The 20,281-nt window shown below is 36.4% G+C and carries 15 protein-coding genes and 3 tRNA genes; 10 read left to right on the top strand and 8 right to left on the bottom strand.

All coding sequences use genetic code 11. The features are described from left to right. Window positions 1–167 precede the first annotated feature (167 nt). Window positions 168–240: transfer RNA gene (locus ALGA_RS10925), tRNA-Phe, on the bottom strand. 273 nt (window positions 241–513) lie between these two features. On the opposite strand from ALGA_RS10925, the gene ALGA_RS10920 reads away from it, so the two are divergent. Beyond that, on the top strand, window positions 514–1,803 hold the full coding sequence (locus ALGA_RS10920; protein WP_096429335.1) for a S41 family peptidase: 1,290 nt from the start codon (window positions 514–516) through the stop codon (window positions 1,801–1,803). Between the two features lie 262 nt (window positions 1,804–2,065). Here ALGA_RS10920 and ALGA_RS10915 read toward each other — a convergent pair. Then, window positions 2,066–2,138: transfer RNA gene (locus tag ALGA_RS10915), tRNA-Phe, on the bottom strand. A 32-nt stretch (window positions 2,139–2,170) separates the two neighbouring features. Further along, a tRNA-Phe gene (locus ALGA_RS10910) sits at window positions 2,171–2,243 on the bottom strand. Between the two features lie 126 nt (window positions 2,244–2,369). Here ALGA_RS10910 and ALGA_RS10905 point away from each other — a divergent pair. Then, window positions 2,370–3,590 (top strand): M16 family metallopeptidase, encoded by a 1,221-nt coding sequence (locus ALGA_RS10905; protein WP_096429334.1) that lies wholly within the window; start codon window positions 2,370–2,372, stop codon window positions 3,588–3,590. A 2-nt stretch (window positions 3,591–3,592) separates the two neighbouring features. Further along, on the top strand, window positions 3,593–4,234 hold the full coding sequence (locus ALGA_RS10900; RefSeq protein ID WP_096429333.1) for an O-methyltransferase: 642 nt from the start codon (window positions 3,593–3,595) through the stop codon (window positions 4,232–4,234). A 55-nt stretch (window positions 4,235–4,289) separates the two neighbouring features. Here ALGA_RS10900 and ALGA_RS10895 read toward each other — a convergent pair whose 3' ends face one another. Then, window positions 4,290–5,072, bottom strand: coding sequence for a histidine phosphatase family protein (locus ALGA_RS10895; protein ID WP_145957615.1), 783 nt, complete (start codon window positions 5,070–5,072; stop codon window positions 4,290–4,292). A 393-nt stretch (window positions 5,073–5,465) separates the two neighbouring features. Between ALGA_RS10895 and selD the strand changes: the two genes are divergently transcribed. From selD to ALGA_RS10875, 4 genes are all read left to right on the top strand, one after another. Next, the gene (gene selD / locus ALGA_RS10890; RefSeq protein WP_096429331.1) at window positions 5,466–6,506 is read left to right on the top strand and encodes a selenide, water dikinase SelD; all 1,041 of its coding nucleotides are present in this window, start codon (window positions 5,466–5,468) and stop codon (window positions 6,504–6,506) included. Between the two features lie 6 nt (window positions 6,507–6,512). After that, on the top strand, window positions 6,513–6,854 hold the full coding sequence (yedF, locus tag ALGA_RS10885; RefSeq protein ID WP_096429330.1) for a sulfurtransferase-like selenium metabolism protein YedF: 342 nt from the start codon (window positions 6,513–6,515) through the stop codon (window positions 6,852–6,854). A 682-nt stretch (window positions 6,855–7,536) separates the two neighbouring features. After that, entirely contained in the window at window positions 7,537–7,836 is a 300-nt protein-coding gene (locus tag ALGA_RS10880; protein WP_162845431.1) for a hypothetical protein, read from the top strand. 131 nt (window positions 7,837–7,967) lie between these two features. Then, window positions 7,968–10,208, top strand: coding sequence for a TonB-dependent receptor domain-containing protein (locus ALGA_RS10875; protein WP_096429328.1), 2,241 nt, complete (start codon window positions 7,968–7,970; stop codon window positions 10,206–10,208). 61 nt (window positions 10,209–10,269) lie between these two features. Here the strand turns inward: ALGA_RS10875 and ALGA_RS10870 are convergent, their stop codons facing one another. Both ALGA_RS10870 and ALGA_RS10865 read right to left on the bottom strand, forming a co-directional pair. Beyond that, on the bottom strand, window positions 10,270–11,472 hold the full coding sequence (locus tag ALGA_RS10870) for an acyloxyacyl hydrolase (RefSeq protein ID WP_096429327.1): 1,203 nt from the start codon (window positions 11,470–11,472) through the stop codon (window positions 10,270–10,272). 76 nt (window positions 11,473–11,548) lie between these two features. Further along, the gene (locus tag ALGA_RS10865) at window positions 11,549–12,973 is read right to left on the bottom strand and encodes a bifunctional metallophosphatase/5'-nucleotidase (RefSeq protein WP_096429326.1); all 1,425 of its coding nucleotides are present in this window, start codon (window positions 12,971–12,973) and stop codon (window positions 11,549–11,551) included. A 191-nt stretch (window positions 12,974–13,164) separates the two neighbouring features. On the opposite strand from ALGA_RS10865, the gene ALGA_RS10860 reads away from it, so the two are divergent. Genes ALGA_RS10860 through ALGA_RS10850 form a run of 3 tightly spaced genes read left to right on the top strand, consistent with a single transcriptional unit; the run spans window position 13,165 to window position 17,591 of the window. Further along, a complete protein-coding gene (locus ALGA_RS10860; RefSeq protein ID WP_096429325.1) occupies window positions 13,165–15,609 on the top strand; it encodes an ATP-binding protein in 2,445 nt (814 codons plus the stop codon). Next, window positions 15,610–16,323 (top strand): hypothetical protein, encoded by a 714-nt coding sequence (locus tag ALGA_RS10855; RefSeq protein ID WP_096429324.1) that lies wholly within the window; start codon window positions 15,610–15,612, stop codon window positions 16,321–16,323. It abuts the gene before it with no gap. A 5-nt stretch (window positions 16,324–16,328) separates the two neighbouring features. Further along, window positions 16,329–17,591: a cation:proton antiporter domain-containing protein gene (locus ALGA_RS10850; protein ID WP_096429323.1), complete on the top strand. Its 1,263-nt coding sequence runs from the start codon at window positions 16,329–16,331 to the stop codon at window positions 17,589–17,591. 287 nt (window positions 17,592–17,878) lie between these two features. Here the strand turns inward: ALGA_RS10850 and ALGA_RS10845 are convergent, their stop codons facing one another. Both ALGA_RS10845 and ALGA_RS10840 read right to left on the bottom strand, forming a co-directional pair. Further along, window positions 17,879–19,066 (bottom strand): glycosyltransferase family 2 protein, encoded by a 1,188-nt coding sequence (locus ALGA_RS10845; protein ID WP_096429322.1) that lies wholly within the window; start codon window positions 19,064–19,066, stop codon window positions 17,879–17,881. Window positions 19,067–19,119: 53 nt separating this feature from the next. Then, window positions 19,120–20,277 carry a glycosyltransferase family 4 protein gene (locus ALGA_RS10840; protein WP_096429321.1) on the bottom strand — a complete coding sequence of 386 codons (1,158 nt, stop codon included), beginning with the start codon at window positions 20,275–20,277 and terminating at the stop codon, window positions 19,120–19,122. Between the last annotated feature and the right edge of the window lie 4 nt (window positions 20,278–20,281).

Here is a 20,281-nt window from a genome sequence, read left to right as displayed (position 1 = left end):
GATACTTTTCCTTAAATTCAATATAAACAAAAAAGAGAGAAAAACATTACGTATTTCTCTCTTTAGGTGGTACCACCTAGCCCCTAAAGCTTTCGGGGCAAACATGTAACAAACTCTGGTATTAATTTTTAGCACAAAAAAAGCCGATCGTATGATCGGCTTTTTCGTGGTACCACCTGGAATCGAACCAGGGACACATGGATTTTCAGTCCATTGCTCTACCAACTGAGCTATGGTACCCTTTATTTGGTGCTACAAATGTAAAGAAAATTTGTACTTCACAAAACAAACTCAGCCACAAGTAGTATAAATAGTAAATATAGAACATCAATACAATTCAGTATCAATTTTTTCGCGACACTATTTAGATTGATTCCATCTGTCGTTTTGATGAAAATTGAACAATAGATGCAAGTTTTACTCGTTAAAATGACAAACAGGTATGATTTTTGTTAATTCAAAAATGTCTTTTTTAGAATGAACCATAACATCAAACTCATTAAATCTCACTAAATGAAATTTTCAATTCTAAATAAATATTCACTTTTAGTAATTTTCGCCTCACTATTTTTGTCTTGCAGTGATGATAATAATATATTACCACGGTCAAACAATGATAAATCGGCCTACGAAATCATTGATGAAACAATGCAAGAGTGGTATTTGTGGAATGATGATTTACCAGATATTAGTTCAGCTAATTACTCATCGGCAAACGACTATTTTGATGATTTACTCGCGACAAACGATCGTTGGAGTTATATCGCCAACCTTGATGATTTACTAGCCTATTTCGAGAATGGCACCTATACTGGCTATGGTCTTAGTTTTAAATTTGATAGCAATAATGATTTAAGAGTGAAACTTATATTTGATGAATCACCTTTGGCTGCAGAAGGAATTACCCGTGGATGGATACTGGTAAGCATTAACCAATTGGCTATTTCAAGCTTAAATGAAGAGCAAATATTAGATGAACTCGACAGATCGAGCGGAACCTTCATTTTTGAAAACAATGCCGGAGAACAAAAAGAAATCACCGCTTCTCAAAAGGTGCTGGATCAAAACACAGTATTAAAAAAAGAAGTTATTCCTTATGTAGGAACTCAAGTTGCCTATCTCGCATTCGACAGCTTTTTAGGAAAATCAGAAGACGAATTAAACGAAGCCTTTGCCTATTTTAGAGAACAAAATGCAAAAGAACTTGTATTGGATTTAAGGTACAATGGCGGTGGCAGCACCTACATATCAAATCAGCTAGCTTCATTAATTACAGGCAATGCTTATGCTGGTGAAGTTTACTCAAAAGTATCACACAACAATTCAAAAACAAGTGAAAATTTCACAGAAGCATTTGAGTCACAAACTTCAGCCTATGGTTTCGAAAGAGTCTTCGTAATTACCACGTCTGGAACGGCTTCGGCAAGTGAGATGGTTATTAATGGATTAAAACCATACATGGGAGAAGAGAATGTCATTTTAATAGGAAGTACGACACATGGAAAACCAGTTGGCATGTACGTATTCGAGGAGGAAGCTTTGAATCTGGCAATTGTGCCAATTAGTTTTTCCATTACCAATGCAAATGACGAAGGTGGCTATTTTGATGGTATTCCTGTTGATCTTGAAATTTCTGACGATTTAAGTCATGACTTTGGAGATATCGACGAATCGAACTTTAACGCTGCATTAAATTACATTTCACAAGGTAATTTCCCTGTTGTAACAGCTGCAAAAGCTTTATCGACAACCGAACGAGAATTCAAGAAAAAAGGATTGGAAGAGCTGATTGATGCGAACTAAAGTTTGAATTTACTTTAGTAAGACAGATGTTATAAAAGTCAATAACAGGAAATGGTTATTGGCTTTTTTCATTTATTAAATTATTTCAATTACTATTTTCATCACTTTTTACAAAAATAAAAAGACTTAACATCCGCCTCTCTTTTTGTAATACTGCCTGCCCACATAGAATTCAGGACGAACCAGAATATTTTTTAATTTAATCTTTAAAAGTCCAGAAAACAAAAAAGAGAGAAAAACATTGCGTTTTTCTCTCTCTTCGTGGTACCACCTGGAATCGAACCAGGGACACATGGATTTTCAGTCCATTGCTCTACCAACTGAGCTATGGTACCCTATTGGTGTTGTTACTCAAAGAAAAAGGATGTGGTACCACCTGGAATCGAACCAGGGACACATGGATTTTCAGTCCATTGCTCTACCAACTGAGCTATGGTACCCTCTTTACTTGAGCGATGCAAAAGTACGCAAAAAAATAAAATCACCAAATTAAATCGATAAAATTAGAAAGTAATTTTATTGGAGTCTAAACTTCTTACTACCTTTGCGCTCTAATAAATTAATATATGGTATTCGAAACTCACACATTATCAAATGGTATCCGGTTAATTCACCATTCCGTGAATGCAAATGTTGCTCATTGCGGAATTATTTTAAATACCGGTTCGCGTGATGAAAAAGAAGAAGAATGGGGGATTGCTCACTACATAGAGCATGTTGTGTTTAAAGGAACCACAAAACGTAAGGCTTACCATATTCTTAGCAGAATGGAAGATGTAGGCGGAGAATTAAATGCCTATACAACGAAAGAAGAAACTTGTATTTTCTCTACTTTTCTAGATAAAGACTATAAAAGAGCTGTAGAACTAATTAGTGATATTACTTTCAATTCCATTTTTCCCGAAAAGGAACTGGAAAAAGAAAAGGAAGTTATTTTAGATGAGATCAACTCCTATAAAGATTCTCCATCAGAATTGATTTTTGATGATTTTGAAGAACTAATTTTCAAAGATGATCCTATTGGACGAAATATTTTGGGAACACCAAAACACGTAAAGAAATTTAAGCGTGATGATATTTTGAATTTCATTAAGAACAACTACCACACAGATCAAATAGTAATTAGTTCGGTTGGAAACATCAATTTTAGCAAATTGGTTAAAATCGTGGAGAAGTACTTTGGGAATATTCCTGAGAACATTCGCACGACCAAAAGGGAAAAGCCAAATTCGTACGAAGCCCGCACACAAACCATGATAAAAAAGACTTATCAGAGACATTGTATAATGGGGAATATAGCTTACGATTTGGATGATGAACGACGAGTTCCTTTATCACTGCTCACAAATATATTGGGTGGTCCGGGTATGAATTCACGTTTGAATTTAACGCTGCGTGAACGACACGGATTGGCTTATAATATTGAAGCAAACTACACCCCTTATGCCGACACAGGTGTTTTCAGCATCTATTTTGGTACAGACGAAGGCAATTTGGATAAGTGCCTAAGTTTAATCAATAAGGAGATGGAATTACTATGCACAAAAAAACTGGGACCGGGACAGCTGACAAGAGCAAAGAATCAGATGATTGGACAAATCGCAATTTCATCTGAAAACAATGAAAATTTGATGCTTAGTATAGGGAAAAGCTTCCTTTTATACAATAAAGTTGACTCGTTGGAAGAATTGTATCAAAAGGTAGAAAGCATAACGGCCGAGCAATTACTCGAGGTTGCTAATGAAATCCTAAATAAAGATCTGTTAACCACTTTGATGTACAAATAGGCATGATAGACGTTAATAAAGAACTTGAAGATTATATACTGAATCATACCGAAACAGAAGATACTGTATTAAAAGATCTTACCCGTGAAACCCACGTAAAGATGCTTCGCCCAAGAATGTTGTCGGGTCATTTGCAGGGAAAATTCCTAAAGATGACCTGCCAAATGATTCGTCCGTTGCGTATTTTGGAGATTGGCACCTACACCGGCTATTCGGCAATAAGCATGGCAATGGGGACCAGCGAGGACTGTATTATTCACACCATCGACTGCAACGACGAACTCGAGCAATTTACCCGCAAATACATAAAGCGGTCGGGATTTGAAGATCGCATTCAATTTCACATTGGAGATGCCCTGGAAATTATTCCTCAACTTGAGGATAATTTCGATTTGGTTTTTATTGATGCAGCAAAAGATCAGTACACTGAATATTATAAGGCCGTATTTCCAAAACTGAAAAGTGGTGGTTTTGTTTTAGCTGATGATGTTTTATGGGATGGAAAAGTAGTGAACGAAATTGAGAACCATGACAAACAAACCCAAGGAATAATATCCTTTAATAAATTTATTCAAGAGGATTCGAGAGTAGAGAACTTACTGCTCCCAATACGACATGGATTAATGATGATCAGGAAAAAATAATTCAGGAAACAGTCAACAATAAGCAGTGAGGAGTGCAGGCAAATTTACTCAAAGCTCATTCATTAATATCAACAATCTTAACAAGGATGGTTGCACCCAGGTTAACCTGCCCTTGCCTTCGAATCAACTTCCATCCTTCCTTCTCCAATTCTTTGCTTATTGCGCCATTCAGCATGCCATGAGCAACGAGAACTGCTGTTTCCTCATCATGAGCAACTTTAATTAAGTTTTCAGCGGCTTGTTTGGCTCGAAGCTTTGCCTCCTTATGACTTTCGATTCCCCGATGATTAAACCCGAGCATCCAGCTTCCGCGACTAAAAGCCTGCCAAATGCCCAGTGGCATTTTAAAAAAGCTACTCGCTGATACCATTCTAATTTCAAATTCCCGAAATATAGAATCAGAAACAATAGGAAATTTATCTCCAAAAATTTTTAATGCCGTTTCCTGCGAACGTGGTAAACTGGAGCAATAAATTGTGTGCTTTGGTCTTAAATGAACAGACACAAGTGACGAATCGAAAGGAATGATTGGCGCGGAATTATAATCAAGTACATACTGTCTGGCCTCATCAGCCGAATAAAACCAATTCTTTTTCACGTTGGGTTTGGCGTGGCGAATTAAATAAATTTGAAGCATTCGCTTTCCTTGCTTCTTCAGCTCATCTTGAAGATTTGTATCCACTTCCGAAACACAGGTAAAAGCATCACAATTAGTTTTAGAAATCTGTTCAAGCGACTTTTTCTCCTTCGGTAAATTACATTGAGCAGAACAACCCAAGAGTAAAAATCCCAAAACGGCTATTGGAAATACTTTAAAACTATTTTTAATCGCTATCAAGTTTCTGATTTTAGAATGATGTAAAACCAAAATTAACAATTATAAGTTGATATAAGAAGATGGAATTTCAAAATTAACCACAGAGAACACAGAGCTACACAGAGAAGAAAGAATAACTAAACAAGAAAACTCTGTGATCCTTTGTGCTCCTCCGTGGTTAGCTTTTTTTCACTTTCCTCTCACTAAACCACATCGAAGCACAAATATACCACAGAGAGCACAGGGCGGCACAGAGAAAAAACAAACAAGAAAAAACAAACAAGAAAAACGAGCAAGGAACTGGAATTCTCGATTGGACTGTTTTGCAACTTTTAACAATAAAGCCCATTCATCGGAATGATGAAAACATAAAAAGTAATACCTTTGCAGCGTTTTAATCGATTCAAAAACAATATGGAAACAAAAAAATTAACCCAATTTAGTCCTGGAGCAGGCTGTGGTTGCAAAATATCACCTAAAGATCTGGAATGCATTTTGAAAAGCAGCAGTCCACTAATCCCCAATCCAAAAATGTTGGTGGGTAACGATACGAAGGATGATGCTGCAGTTTACGATTTGGGAAATGGGCAGGCTTTAATTAGCACAACCGATTTTTTCACTCCAATTGTTGATGATCCTTACGATTTTGGAAGAATTGCGGCAACGAATGCCATCAGCGATATCTATGCCATGGGCGGAAAACCAATTATGGCTTTGGCAATTTTGGCCTGGCCTTTGGAAAAACTATCTACTGATATTGCTCAAAAAGTAGTGGAAGGTGCCCGTGATGTTTGTGCTGATGCAGGAATTCAATTGGCCGGTGGTCATTCCATCGATATTGGCGATCCTGTTTTTGGACTATCGGTAAATGGACTTGTTGCCACCGATCGTGTAAAGAAAAACAATACCGCAACTCCAAATTGCACTCTTTTCCTTACCAAACCACTAGGAATTGGTGTGCTGACAACAGCCGAAAAAAAGCAATTAATTGCACATGAGAATAATCAAATCGTTGTCGATTTAATGTGTACTCTAAATAAGGTTGGAATCATTTTTGGTGAGCAAACCTATATCAAATCGATGACTGATGTTACTGGTTTTGGCTTATTGGGACATTTGAGTGAAATCTGCGAAGGCAGTAATGTAAACGCTGAAATTGATTATGCTGCCGTACCTAAAATTGAAGGTGTTGAAGAATTAATTCAACAAGGATGCACTCCTGGTGGAACCCGAAGAAACTGGGCTTCTTACGGACATTTAATTGGAGCAATTACCGAAGATCAGAAATCATTGCTTTGCGATCCGCAAACAAGTGGCGGCCTTTTGGTAGCTGTTGACGACAATCACATCAACGAGTTTGTTGCTTTGGCTAAAAGCGAAGGCTTCGATCTAAATCCGATTGGGAAAATGGTAGAGCGTACAAATTCAGATGCACCTTACATTAGCGTTAAATAAAACCATATGCAACGAAATACATTAATTCAGGTTACTCAGAACGGAATGGGAACCGGCAGCGAAGAATTGGGTTTGAAATTAATTACCAATTACTTTAAACTACTGGATGCTGATGGCAGAACACCAAAAATCATTGTCTTTTACAATGCAGGAGTAAAGTTAATCTGTGAAAACTCTCCTGCTTTGGAAGCTTTACAAAATATCAGCAAAAAAGGAGTACAGCTTCTTGCCTGCAAAACCTGTTTGGATTATTTCAACTTATCTGATCAAATAAAAGTTGGAACAGTTGGAAGCATGCCTGATATCATAACCCTTCAGGCTGATGCCGATAAGGTTATTAATCTATAAATTTATTTTCATAAAATATAAAGAAAGCTTATCTGTCACTCAGATAAGCTTTTTTGATTTCTGAAGATATTTATTTCTGAATTTTGGGGGTCGGAACCCCCAAAGGGTACCTCCTGCCCCCCAACAGATACCTCGCCAAGATCCTTCGAGACCATTTTTACATCCTTCAAGATGTTTTACACATCCTTAGGGTACCTTCCCGAGGTCTATCGAGACCTAAAATTGATCTAACGAGACCTTCGAATGGTATCGCGGGATCTAAACTTGATACCGAAGGATGTCTGGGAGGTATCCGAAGTAGGAACTCACATCCTTTAGGATATTTTGCACCCCCTTAGACACCTCCTCAATGTCGACGAGGATCAAATATTGATACTCGTTAAGGTAATTTTGCTCCAATCATCATCTAAAAATGGTCTTTCAAGAGCTTGGATTGATATCACGAGACCTGAAAATGATATTCAAGGATATTTTTCAGATCCCCTAAGCTAAAACTCTACTTCCCCATGCCAACTGAATGAGATTACTCAATGTCAAGATTAAAATTAGAGCAATCTCGTTTCATTAAAATTCTTTACATTTAATAATCTAAACGTTCAATATCTTTTTTCTGAAATTACTTTTCACATACCTGCTCCTTTTTATCTTCTCATTTCAAAATTTTGAAGTGGTATTTATCACTGTGAACTTTACAATAAATCAGGATTATTTTGCCGCAATTTGTACCAATAAAGACAAACCTGAAATGAAGTGCAATGGAAAGTGTCACTTAAAAAAACAAATACAAGAACACGAAAAAGAAGAGTCTACAAAGGATAAACAAATCACTGAAAAAGAATATCAACTATTTATTCAAAGCATAAGTATCCTTAAAAAGGAACCTGAAATTCTTGGTTCAGAAAAACGATTAGTTTACTCGGAACCATTGCATCCCATTCAACATTCATTTGATATTTTTCATCCTCCAAAAATCAAATTCTGATCAATTCTTGTTATCAATCATAAATTGATAATTCACTGTTAATCAAACTTTATTGGGAGGCTTGCATCGTAATTTAACGACCCAAGCAAACTACCCATACCAAGTAATTACTCTACCTAAAATACACAGGAATGAAAAATATTCTAATCGTTTGTTTCCTATTAATTGGGATGCAAGCGCATTCACAACAAACTATTAAATTGCAGGATGCTGACACTGGAGAGTCAATCTCGTATGCCCATTTCATTTATCAGAATCAGAAAGGAACAAGTACCCTTGAAGGAGACATTTCGATCAAATTTATCGCTGCAGAAAAGCTTCAAATTTCTCATGTTAACTATGGCAAACTTGAAATACCAAGCGATAGACTACAGGAAGCATTACAAAATGGAGTATTAACTCTCACCCAATCATATATTTCATTACTCCCAACTACAGTAATTGCAAGAGCAAACAGCACTGCTAAAAGCGATATCATGAAAGTCCGTATCAGCGATAAGTTATCGCACGACGCTGGCGATTTTCTAAGCCAGAGTGCTTTAATTGGCGGCATTCGAAAAAGTGGAAGCTATGGTTTCGATCCTGTGCTTCGCGGATTTAAATACGATCAGTTAAACCTGGTAATGGACAATGGAATGAGCGCAACTGCGGCTTGCCCAAACCGAATGGATCCTCCGGCAAGTCAAATTCCAATGAGCATGGTCGATCGGGTAGAAATTGTAAAAGGTCCGCATTCACTACGATTTGGGAATGCTTTTGGTGGAAGTATCCATTTTAAATCGGCACCTGTAAGTTTTAGTGATTCCACAAAAGCATTTGGCAGGGCAAGCGGCAGTTACGAAAGTAATGGCAATGTATTTCGCACAGAAGCCTTGGCCGGAGCCAAAGGGGAATTTTACAATTTTGGTGTTTACGGAGCCTACAGCGAAGGGGATGATTACGAAGATGGCAATGGCAATAAAACTCCTTCCGGTTTTAACCGACGCAACATCGGAATGAGCAGTGTATTTAAACTATCCGATTCTCAGAGCATCAAACTATCGGCAAACAACAACTTCGCCAAAGATGTTGATTTTCCTGCCCTGAATATGGATTTGCGAGAAGATGATACCTGGTTGTTTAGTCTTGCTCATAAAATCAACTTCAGGAACTCAAGCATTAGCTCCCTATCCACTTCCATTTACGGCTCTTTTGTTGATCACATCATGGATAACCTGACAAAAGATTTGAATCCGAGAACGGTGAATGCGATCACTTTGGCGAAAACCAAAAACTATGGCGGTCGATCGGAGGCAAGCTTTCAATTCAATACCAGTTCTCTATTTGCTGGCATCGACTACAAAGCGGAAGAAGCAGAAGGAATCCGTTCCCGCGAAATGCTAATAGGGCCAATGGCAGGAAAAACTCTTTTTGATAACCTTTGGCAGGATAGTAAAATTTCCAAGATGGCTTTGTTTGGAGAATATCATTTTGCAATACAAGAAGTCTATTTTGTTGCCTCTACCCGCTTGGAACACAACAGTGCCAAGAGTAGAGAAATAACCACCGAATTTGTAAATGCCAATCCAAAAAATCCATCCGACAAACTAAATATTTCAGCAAGTTTTGGAGCCACCCACGATTTTTCGAAGCAAATAAGAATGGGATTGTGGTTGGGCAGAGCAGAACGCAGCGGAAGCATAACCGAACGTTTCATCAACTATTTAGCGGTAGATGTTGATCCGTACGAGAGGATTGGAAATGCAAGATTGAAATCGGAGAAAAACTACCAGCTGGACTATAGCTTCACCTGGAAAACCGATCAATCCGAATTGGGCATCACTCTTTTTGCATCCATGTTACGAGATTACATTAGCTCACAAATCAGAGCCGATTTAACACCTAGATTAGCCTCTGCACCTGGTGTGAAACAATATTACAACATCGATAAAGCAGTTATGCGAGGTTTCGAATTATCCTGGTATCAGAAAATTACATCTTCCATTTATCACAAGGCAAATATTGCCTACACCTATGCCAAAAACATAGATTTCAATCAGCCCTTGCCTGAAATACCACCGCTCGATATTCGATATGCACTGGGAGCTTCCTTTTGCAAAAATAAGTTTCATCCGGAAATAATGATTCGACATGCAATAGAGCAAAATAGAATATCAAGTAATTACGGCGAAAGCAAAACACCCGCTTTTACCCTTGCCGATATTAAAGCATCTTACGATTTCTCGGATAAAATCAGCTTAGTTGGTGGTGTAAGAAATCTTTTTGATGAAGCCTATTACGAGCATCTAAACAGATCGATAAAAGGCAGTAATCAAGCAATTTATGCTCCAGGACGTAGTTTTTATCTGACTCTGGCAATCAGCCTAATGTAGACACACAATTAAAAATCTGCAGGTGAAACGAACACATACTTGTTTTACCTGCAGGTATTAGTTACAAAAAAGTATAAGTGTAACCGAAATTCACTTCCGAGAAATCGGCCTGACCAAAATTGGCATTGATATTTGCTCCGATAAAGAAATTATTCTTCGGCAACTTATTTGTATTTATGAAATAAAAATTAAGTCCCATTCTGCTCGAGAAATACTTTTTCAACTTGTATTTCACTTCACTCGCACCTCCTCCATAGGTTTTGTAGTATTCACTATAGAATGGTTTAAAAAGATTCAATCCACCTTCAATATCCAATCCAAAATGCCCAATCAAGAATTCACTTCCCAAGTGAAAATAGATGTTTGAAGCATTCCACGAAGGAGAATCAATATAATCTTCATTTGCGCTCTCCTCTATTTGATCGTAATAATGTTCGTAAAAGCGATAAGTAAAACCCGCACGAACCTTAAGATGTTGCTTAAAAAGAATTCCTCCGCTTAAAGCTGTCGAGTAAACATTGCCTTTTTCGCCACCAACAGGCTTGCTTTTCCCTCCATATTCATGAATCCCCAATCCGGTTCGCACATTTATAAAATATTTTCGATCTGGATCGGCATCTGTGCCCAAATAAACATCTTTCTTCTTTGAAATCAATATTCGGGAATTCCACTGACAAGAAAGACTAACATGAGCGGAATTTAAGCCCATATTCGGTAATTTGGTGTGACCATTTGAAGAGTGCAGATAACCTGCCCCAATCCGAAAGTTCAGTCGATTCAGCGCAAATAATTCACGATACAGAAAAGCCTGAAAAGACCAGGTTAATTTAGACCCAATCGCTAAATTTTGTTCACTATCCTCATACGATTTCGTAAAATAACTTCCCCCCATTCCAAATTTTAGCGACCATGCTTTTTGCAGATGTCCCCAAGGATGAAATTGGATAAAAGGCATAATGCCATAAGCTTTACCCAGAATTGAATCATTGCCAAAATTGGAATAGGAAAAACTCAGCCCCGTGGTCGGATGGTTATAGTATTGGCTGGAATGCAGATTACGGGTATCCTTTATTCCAACACTCAGGAAGACTGATTGAACAGCATCCGTTTTTGGGAAATCATTGTAGTTTGAAACTGTTTTACCAAGCATTAGCTCTGGCTCAATAAAAAAGAAGTATTTCGATTCTTGAGGCTGAACTTGCGCATTTACACAATAAGAGTAAATGCTTAAGAACACCAACAAGAAGATCATTCGTTTCAACATCACATATCAATTTTCTAATTATCTGAAGGTAAATATAATATTTACCATAAAATATAACGATATGTTCAGTGATTATTTATTCGGACAAAATTAAAATTCGCCCTTCCAAAACAGGCTTTACAACTTTCATTTTTTTGCAGTATGCTTTAAGTACTTCAAAATCCTCAATTGCTTTAGGGTTTATTTCATCGATTAAAACTTCAAATTCCCCTTTTAAATTACCCAAACAGTAATTATTCAAGGAAACCGTCAACAATTCCTCATCGTCCAACTCCTCGCCATTCCTCTCAACAACGATCTTGTTGTCGGCAGAGGTATATTGGTAACTAATACCTGAAACCTGAAGTAATTGACCACTTTTATCTGCGGCATGCTCTTTTAAAAGTTCTTTCAATTCCTTCCCCTTAATTAGTATTTGACAGATTTTATTTCCAAAAGGAAGTAGCGAACGAACAGATTTTAAAGTGAAATTTCCTGCAGGGACATCAGCTCTTATTCCTCCTCCATTAATAATTCCAACATTGGAATTGTGCAATCCCCGAAAAGCATCAGTAATTAAATTTCCGGCAAGGCTTTCGCCGATAATCCCATCTCTAAAACGAAGAGGAGCTTCCAAGCGACCAATCTTTTCGGACAATTGCAATTCCATGTCTTTTTTATAATACAGCTCCATATCTCTTAAATACTTCTCTGGAAGCACAGTACTATTTAAAGGAATAATTTCAACGAGTGGCTTTTTATTCTTTTCAAGACTCAGTTTAGCAACTGAACTCATGTTCCCTGCAGTAGCAACAATCGGAACACTCCCTTTGTAAAAAATATTGCTTTCGTGCTCGAACTGCTCTTCGGTTAAAATCAGATCAATTTCAGGAAACTGTTCCAATAATTTCCGATTGGTATCCAAATTGGTTTGGGTAATAAGTACCAAAAAATCAACATTCCCCATTTCAGGCAGAAGCTCCGAAACAGCAATAAACAAATCCTCCTGAACCACCAAATCATCATGAATACTTGTATTCATGGCGTCAGTCAGCCCGATAAACCCGATTCGCAAACCGCCTATTTTTTTTATCAAAAAAGCAGGTAAATTACCAAACACATCACCATCTCTATTTTTAAGATTGGACGTAAACCACTGCGATTTAGATTTGGATAGAAGTTCAATGGTATGTTTGGCGCCAAAATCAAATTCATGCTGTCCAAAATTGCAGACATCAACAGGAACTTGATTAAAAGCTTCAATCATGGGTTCTCCTTTGTACATCCCGCCAAACAGAACACCCCCACACAAATCTCCTCCATGAATCACCAAGGTATTTGGATTTTTTGCCCTAAGCTTATCTGCAATCGTCTTTAGGCGGGCAACACCACCTCTTCCACCGTCTACATCATCCACCGGAAAAATCTGATGCGCGTCTGTGAAGTAAAGTATTTCTACCTTTTGTGCATTCAGCGTCAGGCTGAAAACAAAGAAAATAAGGAATGTGATATTACGAAACATTGCTAGTATTTTTTAATTTGATCGAAAAGTAATAATAAATGCCTGTCTATTCAAACACATACTTGAAATCAAGCACTAAAATAATTAGTCTTTCCTTTTTAATCCTCTTTCTACAGCGCTCTCAACACGATAACTCTTTCCTTCTTTTTATTTGTAAATCATCATAAAAAGTATTTTAAATTGTAAAAATCATGAATTTGAAATTCTTATATTGCATTGGGTTTACTATGAATAATAAAGATTTGAAACACATGAAGTCTGATAAAGAAAAAAATCTGCCAATCAATTCCTTAGGTATTTTAGAGACTTTAAATAAACATTTAGAGGACTATCTAAACCTATTGGCACAAAACCTGACAACAGAAAGGCTTTCTCAGCTTATTCTAAAAGAATTTATAGACGTAAGCAATTTATTTATCACAATTTGCGATCAGGAATACAACAAAGTACAAACCGGCAAAAATTTAGACTTCACTACAATACACAGCTTACACTATCTGTTAGCTGAGTTATTTAAGGATACGATGTTGATACATCGCGATGTATTGTTACAAGTTCATATTTCACAAAATAAAAAACAAGAATCACTGGTCGATGAGAAGGCTGTTCTGAATCACTTAAAAGAATCCAAAGCAATTTTAGAAAAAGCAATCAATTCCCTTGTACAGAAAATAAGTGCAGAACGAAATCCGCTTCAGCACACAGATAAAAAAAGGAAGAAACTTATTTCCAAAGCCAAACACCAGCAAAACCCTTGGGAAGTGTATAAAAATCAATTTCTAACCATACAAAATCAAGCAAAAGAAATTGAAAAATCAACTCAGACCTTATCTGATGTCATCCTCATTTTTAAGGATATTAAAAACCATACCCAAACCATTTGTTCAACGCTTATTAATGAGCTTGAAAGTTCCAAACAAACCATAGCGATGGTTATGGATTCAGTTAAGAATCTGGATGAGCCGGTTAAAACTTCAGATACCATTTCGATAATTGAAGATATCTTGGATGATTTAGACTTAAAAAATCCACAACAGGAAAGCTATGCCTTTGATATTGAATCGAAAATTGCAGCACTTAAAGAAAACAATATTCCTGTTGCCAGTGAGGATGGTTTACTTCTCATCAAAAAAATAAATTTCAATAAATCGGCTAAAAAATGGTTGAATTATATGCTGTTTCCCGATCTGATCGAGTTGTGGCAAAACAGGGTTAATTTGATTGCTTTTTATAAGCATAGCTTACTAAATTTAAAAAGCAGTTTAACTTTACTGAAAAACAACAATACGCTGGAAACCCTACCTTCTCAGGTTCAAAGTTTACAAAACCTTTTGCAATCTGTCAATACGAATGAAAAGTTGCAAAGGAAAATAATTAGCCAGGTTCAGGAAAATTTAAACAGCGAATTCTTGGTTACAAACATTTACGACGCCGAAGATTTCTTGAAAGTTTCATTGCAATCATCGATAACCCAGCTCACGTCTTCCAAAAATAATTTCTTTTTGGATGTAGAAAAAAGAATAAAAAACCTCCAGTCTTTCTTTAGTACAAGATATGAGATTAGCACAGTTAAAAGTCCTTTCAAAAAATTAGAAAACGCCTCCAAATGCATTGAATACAGGACATTCAAGGCATCAAACGTTCACTACGACACTCTTTTTTTAAATAAAAATTTCATTGGCGATTTATTTCTGGTTCCCCGTGAATCAGAGAAACAAAAACTTCAGGAAACATTAAATCTCTGGAAAAAAGGGCATAGCAAAGCGATACTTGTGGTCGGAAATAATTTAAGTGGAAAATCTACTTTTATAGAAAGTGTGGCAAAAGATTATTTCGACAAACAAAGTATTGTTCTCGAAGTTGATAGTACAATTTCTGTTGAAGGAAGAAAATTTAAGACAACAAAAAACCTTGCAGAGGCTCTTCAGCATATTAAGAAACACACCTATAATTTCAAGCCTTTATTGGTAATTGACAATTTGGAACTTTGGAGGGACAAAAATCACAGTTTCCTGAATAATGTAAGAGCCGCCATAGAATTTATAGAATCAGAATCGGATCAAGTTTTCGTTATCATGACGACTTCAAATGCCATGCAGTCTCATCTGGATAAAAGACTTCCATTTTCCCATTCGTTTAGTTCCATCATAGATGTTAACAAGGCTAAAGTTGATGAGATATACAAAGCCATTCTGTTGCGGCATGGTGCCTCGCACCGAAGCCTGGTTAATGAAAAAGGACTTCCCCTACTCAACAAACAACTGGAACTTTACGTCCAAAAATTGTGTAGAGATTACGACTATAATATGGGTGAAGTATTGCAGGCATGGACGTATGCAATCACCACTGCTGATGACAACAACGTAGTTTATCAGGAAAAGGAATATGAATTTGAAGATTTTTTCAACAACGAAGAAATCATTATTCTTAAATATGTATTACTATACAAGCACATTAATGAAATTGTATTGAAAAACTTTTTGGGCAAACAATACGACAGCTCATTTAAATCGGGATTAAAACGATTAACCAACACCAAAGTTTTTCTCCGAAATCCGGAAGGAAATCTTGTTTTAAATCCAGTATTGTACCACAACATTCGTGAAATTCTAAAATACAGAGGAGTACTCAACTAAATGGAAAATATCGAGACACTATACACATGGAGCGGTTTATTAGGCCTGCTTATACTGCTGATAGCCATCTATTGGATGCTAAAGCTTATCACCTACATTGGCGAGAGATTTGCTAAAAAGACCGTAACCAATAAAAAAATAATAAGCTTTTTAAGAAAAGAACTTTTATTTTACAAACCCGCTGCAATATCGCTTTTATTGCTTGATTTTATATCTATCAATTACGTTACACACAGTATTCTATTGGTTTTTATAAGTCTTTTTGGTTTCTACTATATCAAAAACTACGTGAGCGGGATTTTTTTCAGGGCAAATCCCTTGGTAAGCACCGACGCATTTATCACAATAGGTGATTTTAAGGGAGAAGTTAAGAGTCTTCAATCCTTCGGTTTAATCATCAACGCCGAATATGGAGAACGGTTTATTAATTACACCGAGATTGAAAATTTAGGATTTGCGATCAACTCAAATGTGAATACCAAATTAAGGCAAACACTATACCTGAACACACAACTAACTAAAGAACAGATATTAAATCTAATTTTTGATAATCCAATTTTAGATTTAGGACAAAGACCCAGCATCAAGAGCAGTGAAATTCCTGAGGTATATAAATTTCAGTATACTCTGGAAAATGGTGCCACCACCGAAGATTTAACTGCCTTTTTACATGAAATACAGATTGAAACAAGTCTAACCAACATTTTTAAGTAAGCATCATGGAAATCATTTCATCCTATAATTTGATTATTGAAGTATCCATAATCATAATTTTATCGTTTTTATTTAATGGATTATCCAGAAAGACAAACATTCCTGCTGTATTGATGCTGATTGTGCTGGGCGTTGGTTTGCAATACATACTAAAACATTTCAATGCAGAAACATTAAATTTCTTTCCCATTCTGGAAGTTCTGGGAATTGTTGGATTAATTATGATAGTGCTGGAAGCAGCCCTTGAACTGGAACTGAAAAGAGAGAAACTAGTTCCCATCCTAAAATCGTTTACCGTAGCCTTAACCGGCCTTATTTTATCAACATGGGCAGTTGTATTGATCCTTTACAATTTCATTCCCGGAATGACCATGCAATCGGCCTGGCTTTACGCAACTCCTTTGTCGATACTATCCAGTGCCATTATCATACCCAGTGTATCAGGTTTAAGTGCGAGTAAAAAAGAATTTCACATCTACGAAAGTACTTTTTCGGATATCATGGGAATTATGATGTTCTATTTTTTAACCGGAAAATTAAATCCTGCAGAAGATAGCGGAGTAACAGGTTTTGCAGGGAACATTCTGCTCACCATTATTATTTCTCTGGTAGCAAGTTATGCGATCATTTTAATTTTTCAACGCATTAAAAGTCAGGTAAAACTCTTTTTACTGATAGCAGTACTCTTACTACTCTATGCTCTGGGAAAAAAGATGCACCTTTCTTCGCTTATTATCATCCTGATATTCGGATTGGTAATCGCGAATATGAAACTCTTTTTCAAAGGCAAACTCTCAAAATTAATTGATTTCGATAAAGCACATCATATCTATCATGAGCTACATACAATTACAGCAGAAACAGCCTTTGTTGTCCGAACCTTTTTCTTTGTGATTTTTGGTCTTTCCATAGCGGTTTCCTCTTTGCTAAGCCTAAATGTTACTATAATAAGTTTCCTGATTTTGATTTCAATTTATGCGATCCGATACATTATACTTCGCATTTTTTCCGGAAAAGATATTATACCGCAATTGTTCATTGCCCCTCGTGGTTTAATTACAGTTCTTTTATTTTACAGCATACCGGCCGAAGCCCAAATTGCAGATTTTGAACCGGGAATATTACTTTGTGTTATTATTGGAACCAGTTTAATTATGACTTTCGCAATGATTTACGACAAATACAGAAACTCAATGGCCATTAATATTGCCTCAGGCAGAAAAGTGGAAAGCGTAAAATGGAAAGCTCCAAGCATTGATAACTTATAAAAGTCTAAAGTCTTTAGCGAGTCGCGTTCCTGAAGCTACCATAATAATCTAATAATCCTTTCGGAAAGCGCAAGCGAACCAATTGTTCGTAGCTTTCCTTATCTGTCATTGTTGTGAGGAATTGTTTTCATGCAAAGATGAAAATCTAACACCTTTTTCCATAACTTTTCGACTTGATCCGTAAATTGATGAGTAAAGGATCAAGTCGAAAATAAGATGGAAGGCATTCCTTTTTTAATCAGTTTTGTAGATCTTTATGAATGAAAAAGAGTGCCTGAATTTTCTGTTTAACCACGTTTAGCTCTTTCCCACTTCACGGATTGATTTCCTTTTATATATCGGCGAAAGCCCAAGAATACCGAAAGGTTCATGATGAAAAAGTAGTAAGGTACAAAGAGTGCTTTGACCTTAATTCTTCTATTCTCAAGAAACCAACCAATTAAAGCGGCTGCGTAAAAGACAATCTGTGCATAAAACAGAAGTGTATAAATGTTCATTGGATTCATTCCTGAATTATAGGCCAACATAAAATTGAGTGGAATAATCACCAACAATAATAAAGGAGTTAAGGTCCATCGCAGTACTCTATGCGAAATGTATTGAAATGAAAGTCGTCCATATTTAAACAAATTCAAAAGTGGACTCAATCTCACTACAGACTGAATTCCTCCTGCAGATATACGAATTTTACGTTTTAATTCTTCCTTAACATTGGCTGATGCTGTTTCAATTGCATAAGCATTGGGATTATACTGAATCGTGTATCCTGACATTGCAACTCGTAATGAGATAATAAAATCATCAAGCAAAGTATCTTTCTCTACCTCTTCCCACAGCTCAGTTCTAATAGCAAACAATTCACCAGCTGCACCAACAACAGAATACCATTCCGCATCCCATTTTTTTAATGTTGATTCATATTTCCAATACAAACCTTCTCCGGCACCAGCTGCAGCATCGGAATCTTTCTGATAAATTCGCTTCTCTCCTGAAACACAACCTACTTTTGGGTCTTTAAAAAGATTAACGATCTCTTGAATAGAATCTTCACCCAAAGTAGTATTTCCATCCGAAAAAATTACAATTGGTGATTTTACAAATTGCATTCCACGATTCATTGCACCAATTTTACCTCCTCGTGCATCTTCGTGATAAACTTCCACTCCATCATATTTTCTTAATATCTCCGGAGTTCCATCATCCGAACCATCGGTTACCCAAACCTGTTTTACTTTATCTTGTGGATACTTCAGACTTTTTGAGTTCTTTACTTTTTCATCTACGTAATCTTTTTCATTGAAAGCAGCAACAAAAAGAGTTACCTCTGGTTGATAATCATCATTGCCTTCAAATTTCTTAGCCAAACCAAATATTCTTCTCAGCTTAATGATAAAATAAAGTAAAATTCCGTAGCCTAAATACGAGTAAAAAATAATAAAAAGGGCTACCCAAAATATAATTTCTATGTATGCCATAAGTATAGTAGTTTTAAGTTCAATCATTAAAAAAATGGAGTAAAGCTTTCTTTTTAGCTTTTTACGGGTTCATTTATTTCTGCATATACTTCCTTGTAGAGTTTCAAATATTCAACAGCCATATTCTTCCAGGAAAACAATTTAGCTCGTTCAATTCCCTTTTTACAAAGTTCAGTTCTATAGGCATCATCGTTCAATATTTTGCTAATGGCAAGCTTAATTTCCTCACTCTTATATGGATCAACAATTAATGCTGCATCTCCAGCTATTTCAGGCATCGATGACGTATTTGAAGTAATAACCGGAACACCACAAGCCATTCCTTCCAATATTGGAATTCCAAAACTCTCTCGTAATGAAGGATATAAAAACACTTTACATTGGCTAATAATTGCAGGTAAATCTGTGTTTACTACGTATCCCGTTAGGTGGATATCATTTCTAAGTTCTGGATATCCTATATCTGATAGAATTTTTCGAAGCGCATTTTCCTCATAATCCAGCATTACCAATTTATACTTAATTGGGCTTGTAGCATTAAACTCAGCAAATGCCTTTAGAACGTTAGGTGTATTCTTTTTAGGATCTGTATTTCCCAAGAAAAACATAAAGTTATCTGGCAGTTTGTAACGTAGCTTAGCTTCATCCAATATTTCCTTCTTGTTTACTGGAGTAAAATGCTCGCCAACGCCATTGTGTATAGCCACCAAATTATCCCCTAAGCCCATGAAATTCTTTATTCTATCTTTCTCAAAATTCGAGACTGTAGAAACTCTTTTGCTTTTTCTTGCAACTGGTGGCACAACCCACCTGCGATACATATTTCCTATTTTTTGATACCAGGTACCGCCTTTCTTAAAAATACTAACACTCTCTAAATAAATGATATCATGCAAAATTGTAACCAAAGGAACCTCTGATCTCAATGGACCTGTATTGCTGGTACAATGTAGAATATCGCAACCTTCCGCTTTAGCTGCTTTTGGTAATGCAAATTGCTCCCATATAGGATAAGGTCCTCCTCCTAATTCTATAATTTTAAAATTATCTGCTTTAGGAATACAAGTATTATCTTCATCTGGCTTAACAAAAATGACATATTCATTCTCTTTATCAATCAATTGCAAATTCTTAATCAATTCGAGAGCAACCATATCCATACCATGTTTTTTCTTTCGATAAAGCCTCTGACCTTCAATACCAATTTTCATAAAA

This window comes from Labilibaculum antarcticum, assembly GCF_002356295.1.
In the GTDB taxonomy this organism is placed as follows: Bacteria; Bacteroidota; Bacteroidia; order Bacteroidales; family Marinifilaceae; genus Labilibaculum; species Labilibaculum antarcticum.
This window is presented reverse-complemented; position numbering and strand designations above follow the sequence as displayed.

What these genes read in the sequence shown, in the direction of transcription:
- ALGA_RS10860 (WP_096429325.1), top strand. Translation starts at nt 13,165, where the DNA reads ATGAATTTGAAATTCTTATATTGCATTGGGTTTACTATGAATAATAAA.
- ALGA_RS10905 (WP_096429334.1), top strand. Translation starts at nt 2,370, where the DNA reads ATGGTATTCGAAACTCACACATTATCAAATGGTATCCGGTTAATTCAC.
- ALGA_RS10840 (WP_096429321.1), bottom strand. Translation starts at nt 20,277, where the DNA reads ATGAAAATTGGTATTGAAGGTCAGAGGCTTTATCGAAAGAAAAAACAT.
- ALGA_RS10855 (WP_096429324.1), top strand. Translation starts at nt 15,610, where the DNA reads ATGGAAAATATCGAGACACTATACACATGGAGCGGTTTATTAGGCCTG.
- ALGA_RS10875 (WP_096429328.1), top strand. Translation starts at nt 7,968, where the DNA reads ATGAAAAATATTCTAATCGTTTGTTTCCTATTAATTGGGATGCAAGCG.
- ALGA_RS10900 (WP_096429333.1), top strand. Translation starts at nt 3,593, where the DNA reads ATGATAGACGTTAATAAAGAACTTGAAGATTATATACTGAATCATACC.
- ALGA_RS10870 (WP_096429327.1), bottom strand. Translation starts at nt 11,472, where the DNA reads ATGTTGAAACGAATGATCTTCTTGTTGGTGTTCTTAAGCATTTACTCT.
- ALGA_RS10865 (WP_096429326.1), bottom strand. Translation starts at nt 12,973, where the DNA reads ATGTTTCGTAATATCACATTCCTTATTTTCTTTGTTTTCAGCCTGACG.
- selD (WP_096429331.1), top strand. Translation starts at nt 5,466, where the DNA reads ATGGAAACAAAAAAATTAACCCAATTTAGTCCTGGAGCAGGCTGTGGT.
- yedF (WP_096429330.1), top strand. Translation starts at nt 6,513, where the DNA reads ATGCAACGAAATACATTAATTCAGGTTACTCAGAACGGAATGGGAACC.
- ALGA_RS10920 (WP_096429335.1), top strand. Translation starts at nt 514, where the DNA reads ATGAAATTTTCAATTCTAAATAAATATTCACTTTTAGTAATTTTCGCC.
- ALGA_RS10850 (WP_096429323.1), top strand. Translation starts at nt 16,329, where the DNA reads ATGGAAATCATTTCATCCTATAATTTGATTATTGAAGTATCCATAATC.
- ALGA_RS10845 (WP_096429322.1), bottom strand. Translation starts at nt 19,066, where the DNA reads ATGGCATACATAGAAATTATATTTTGGGTAGCCCTTTTTATTATTTTT.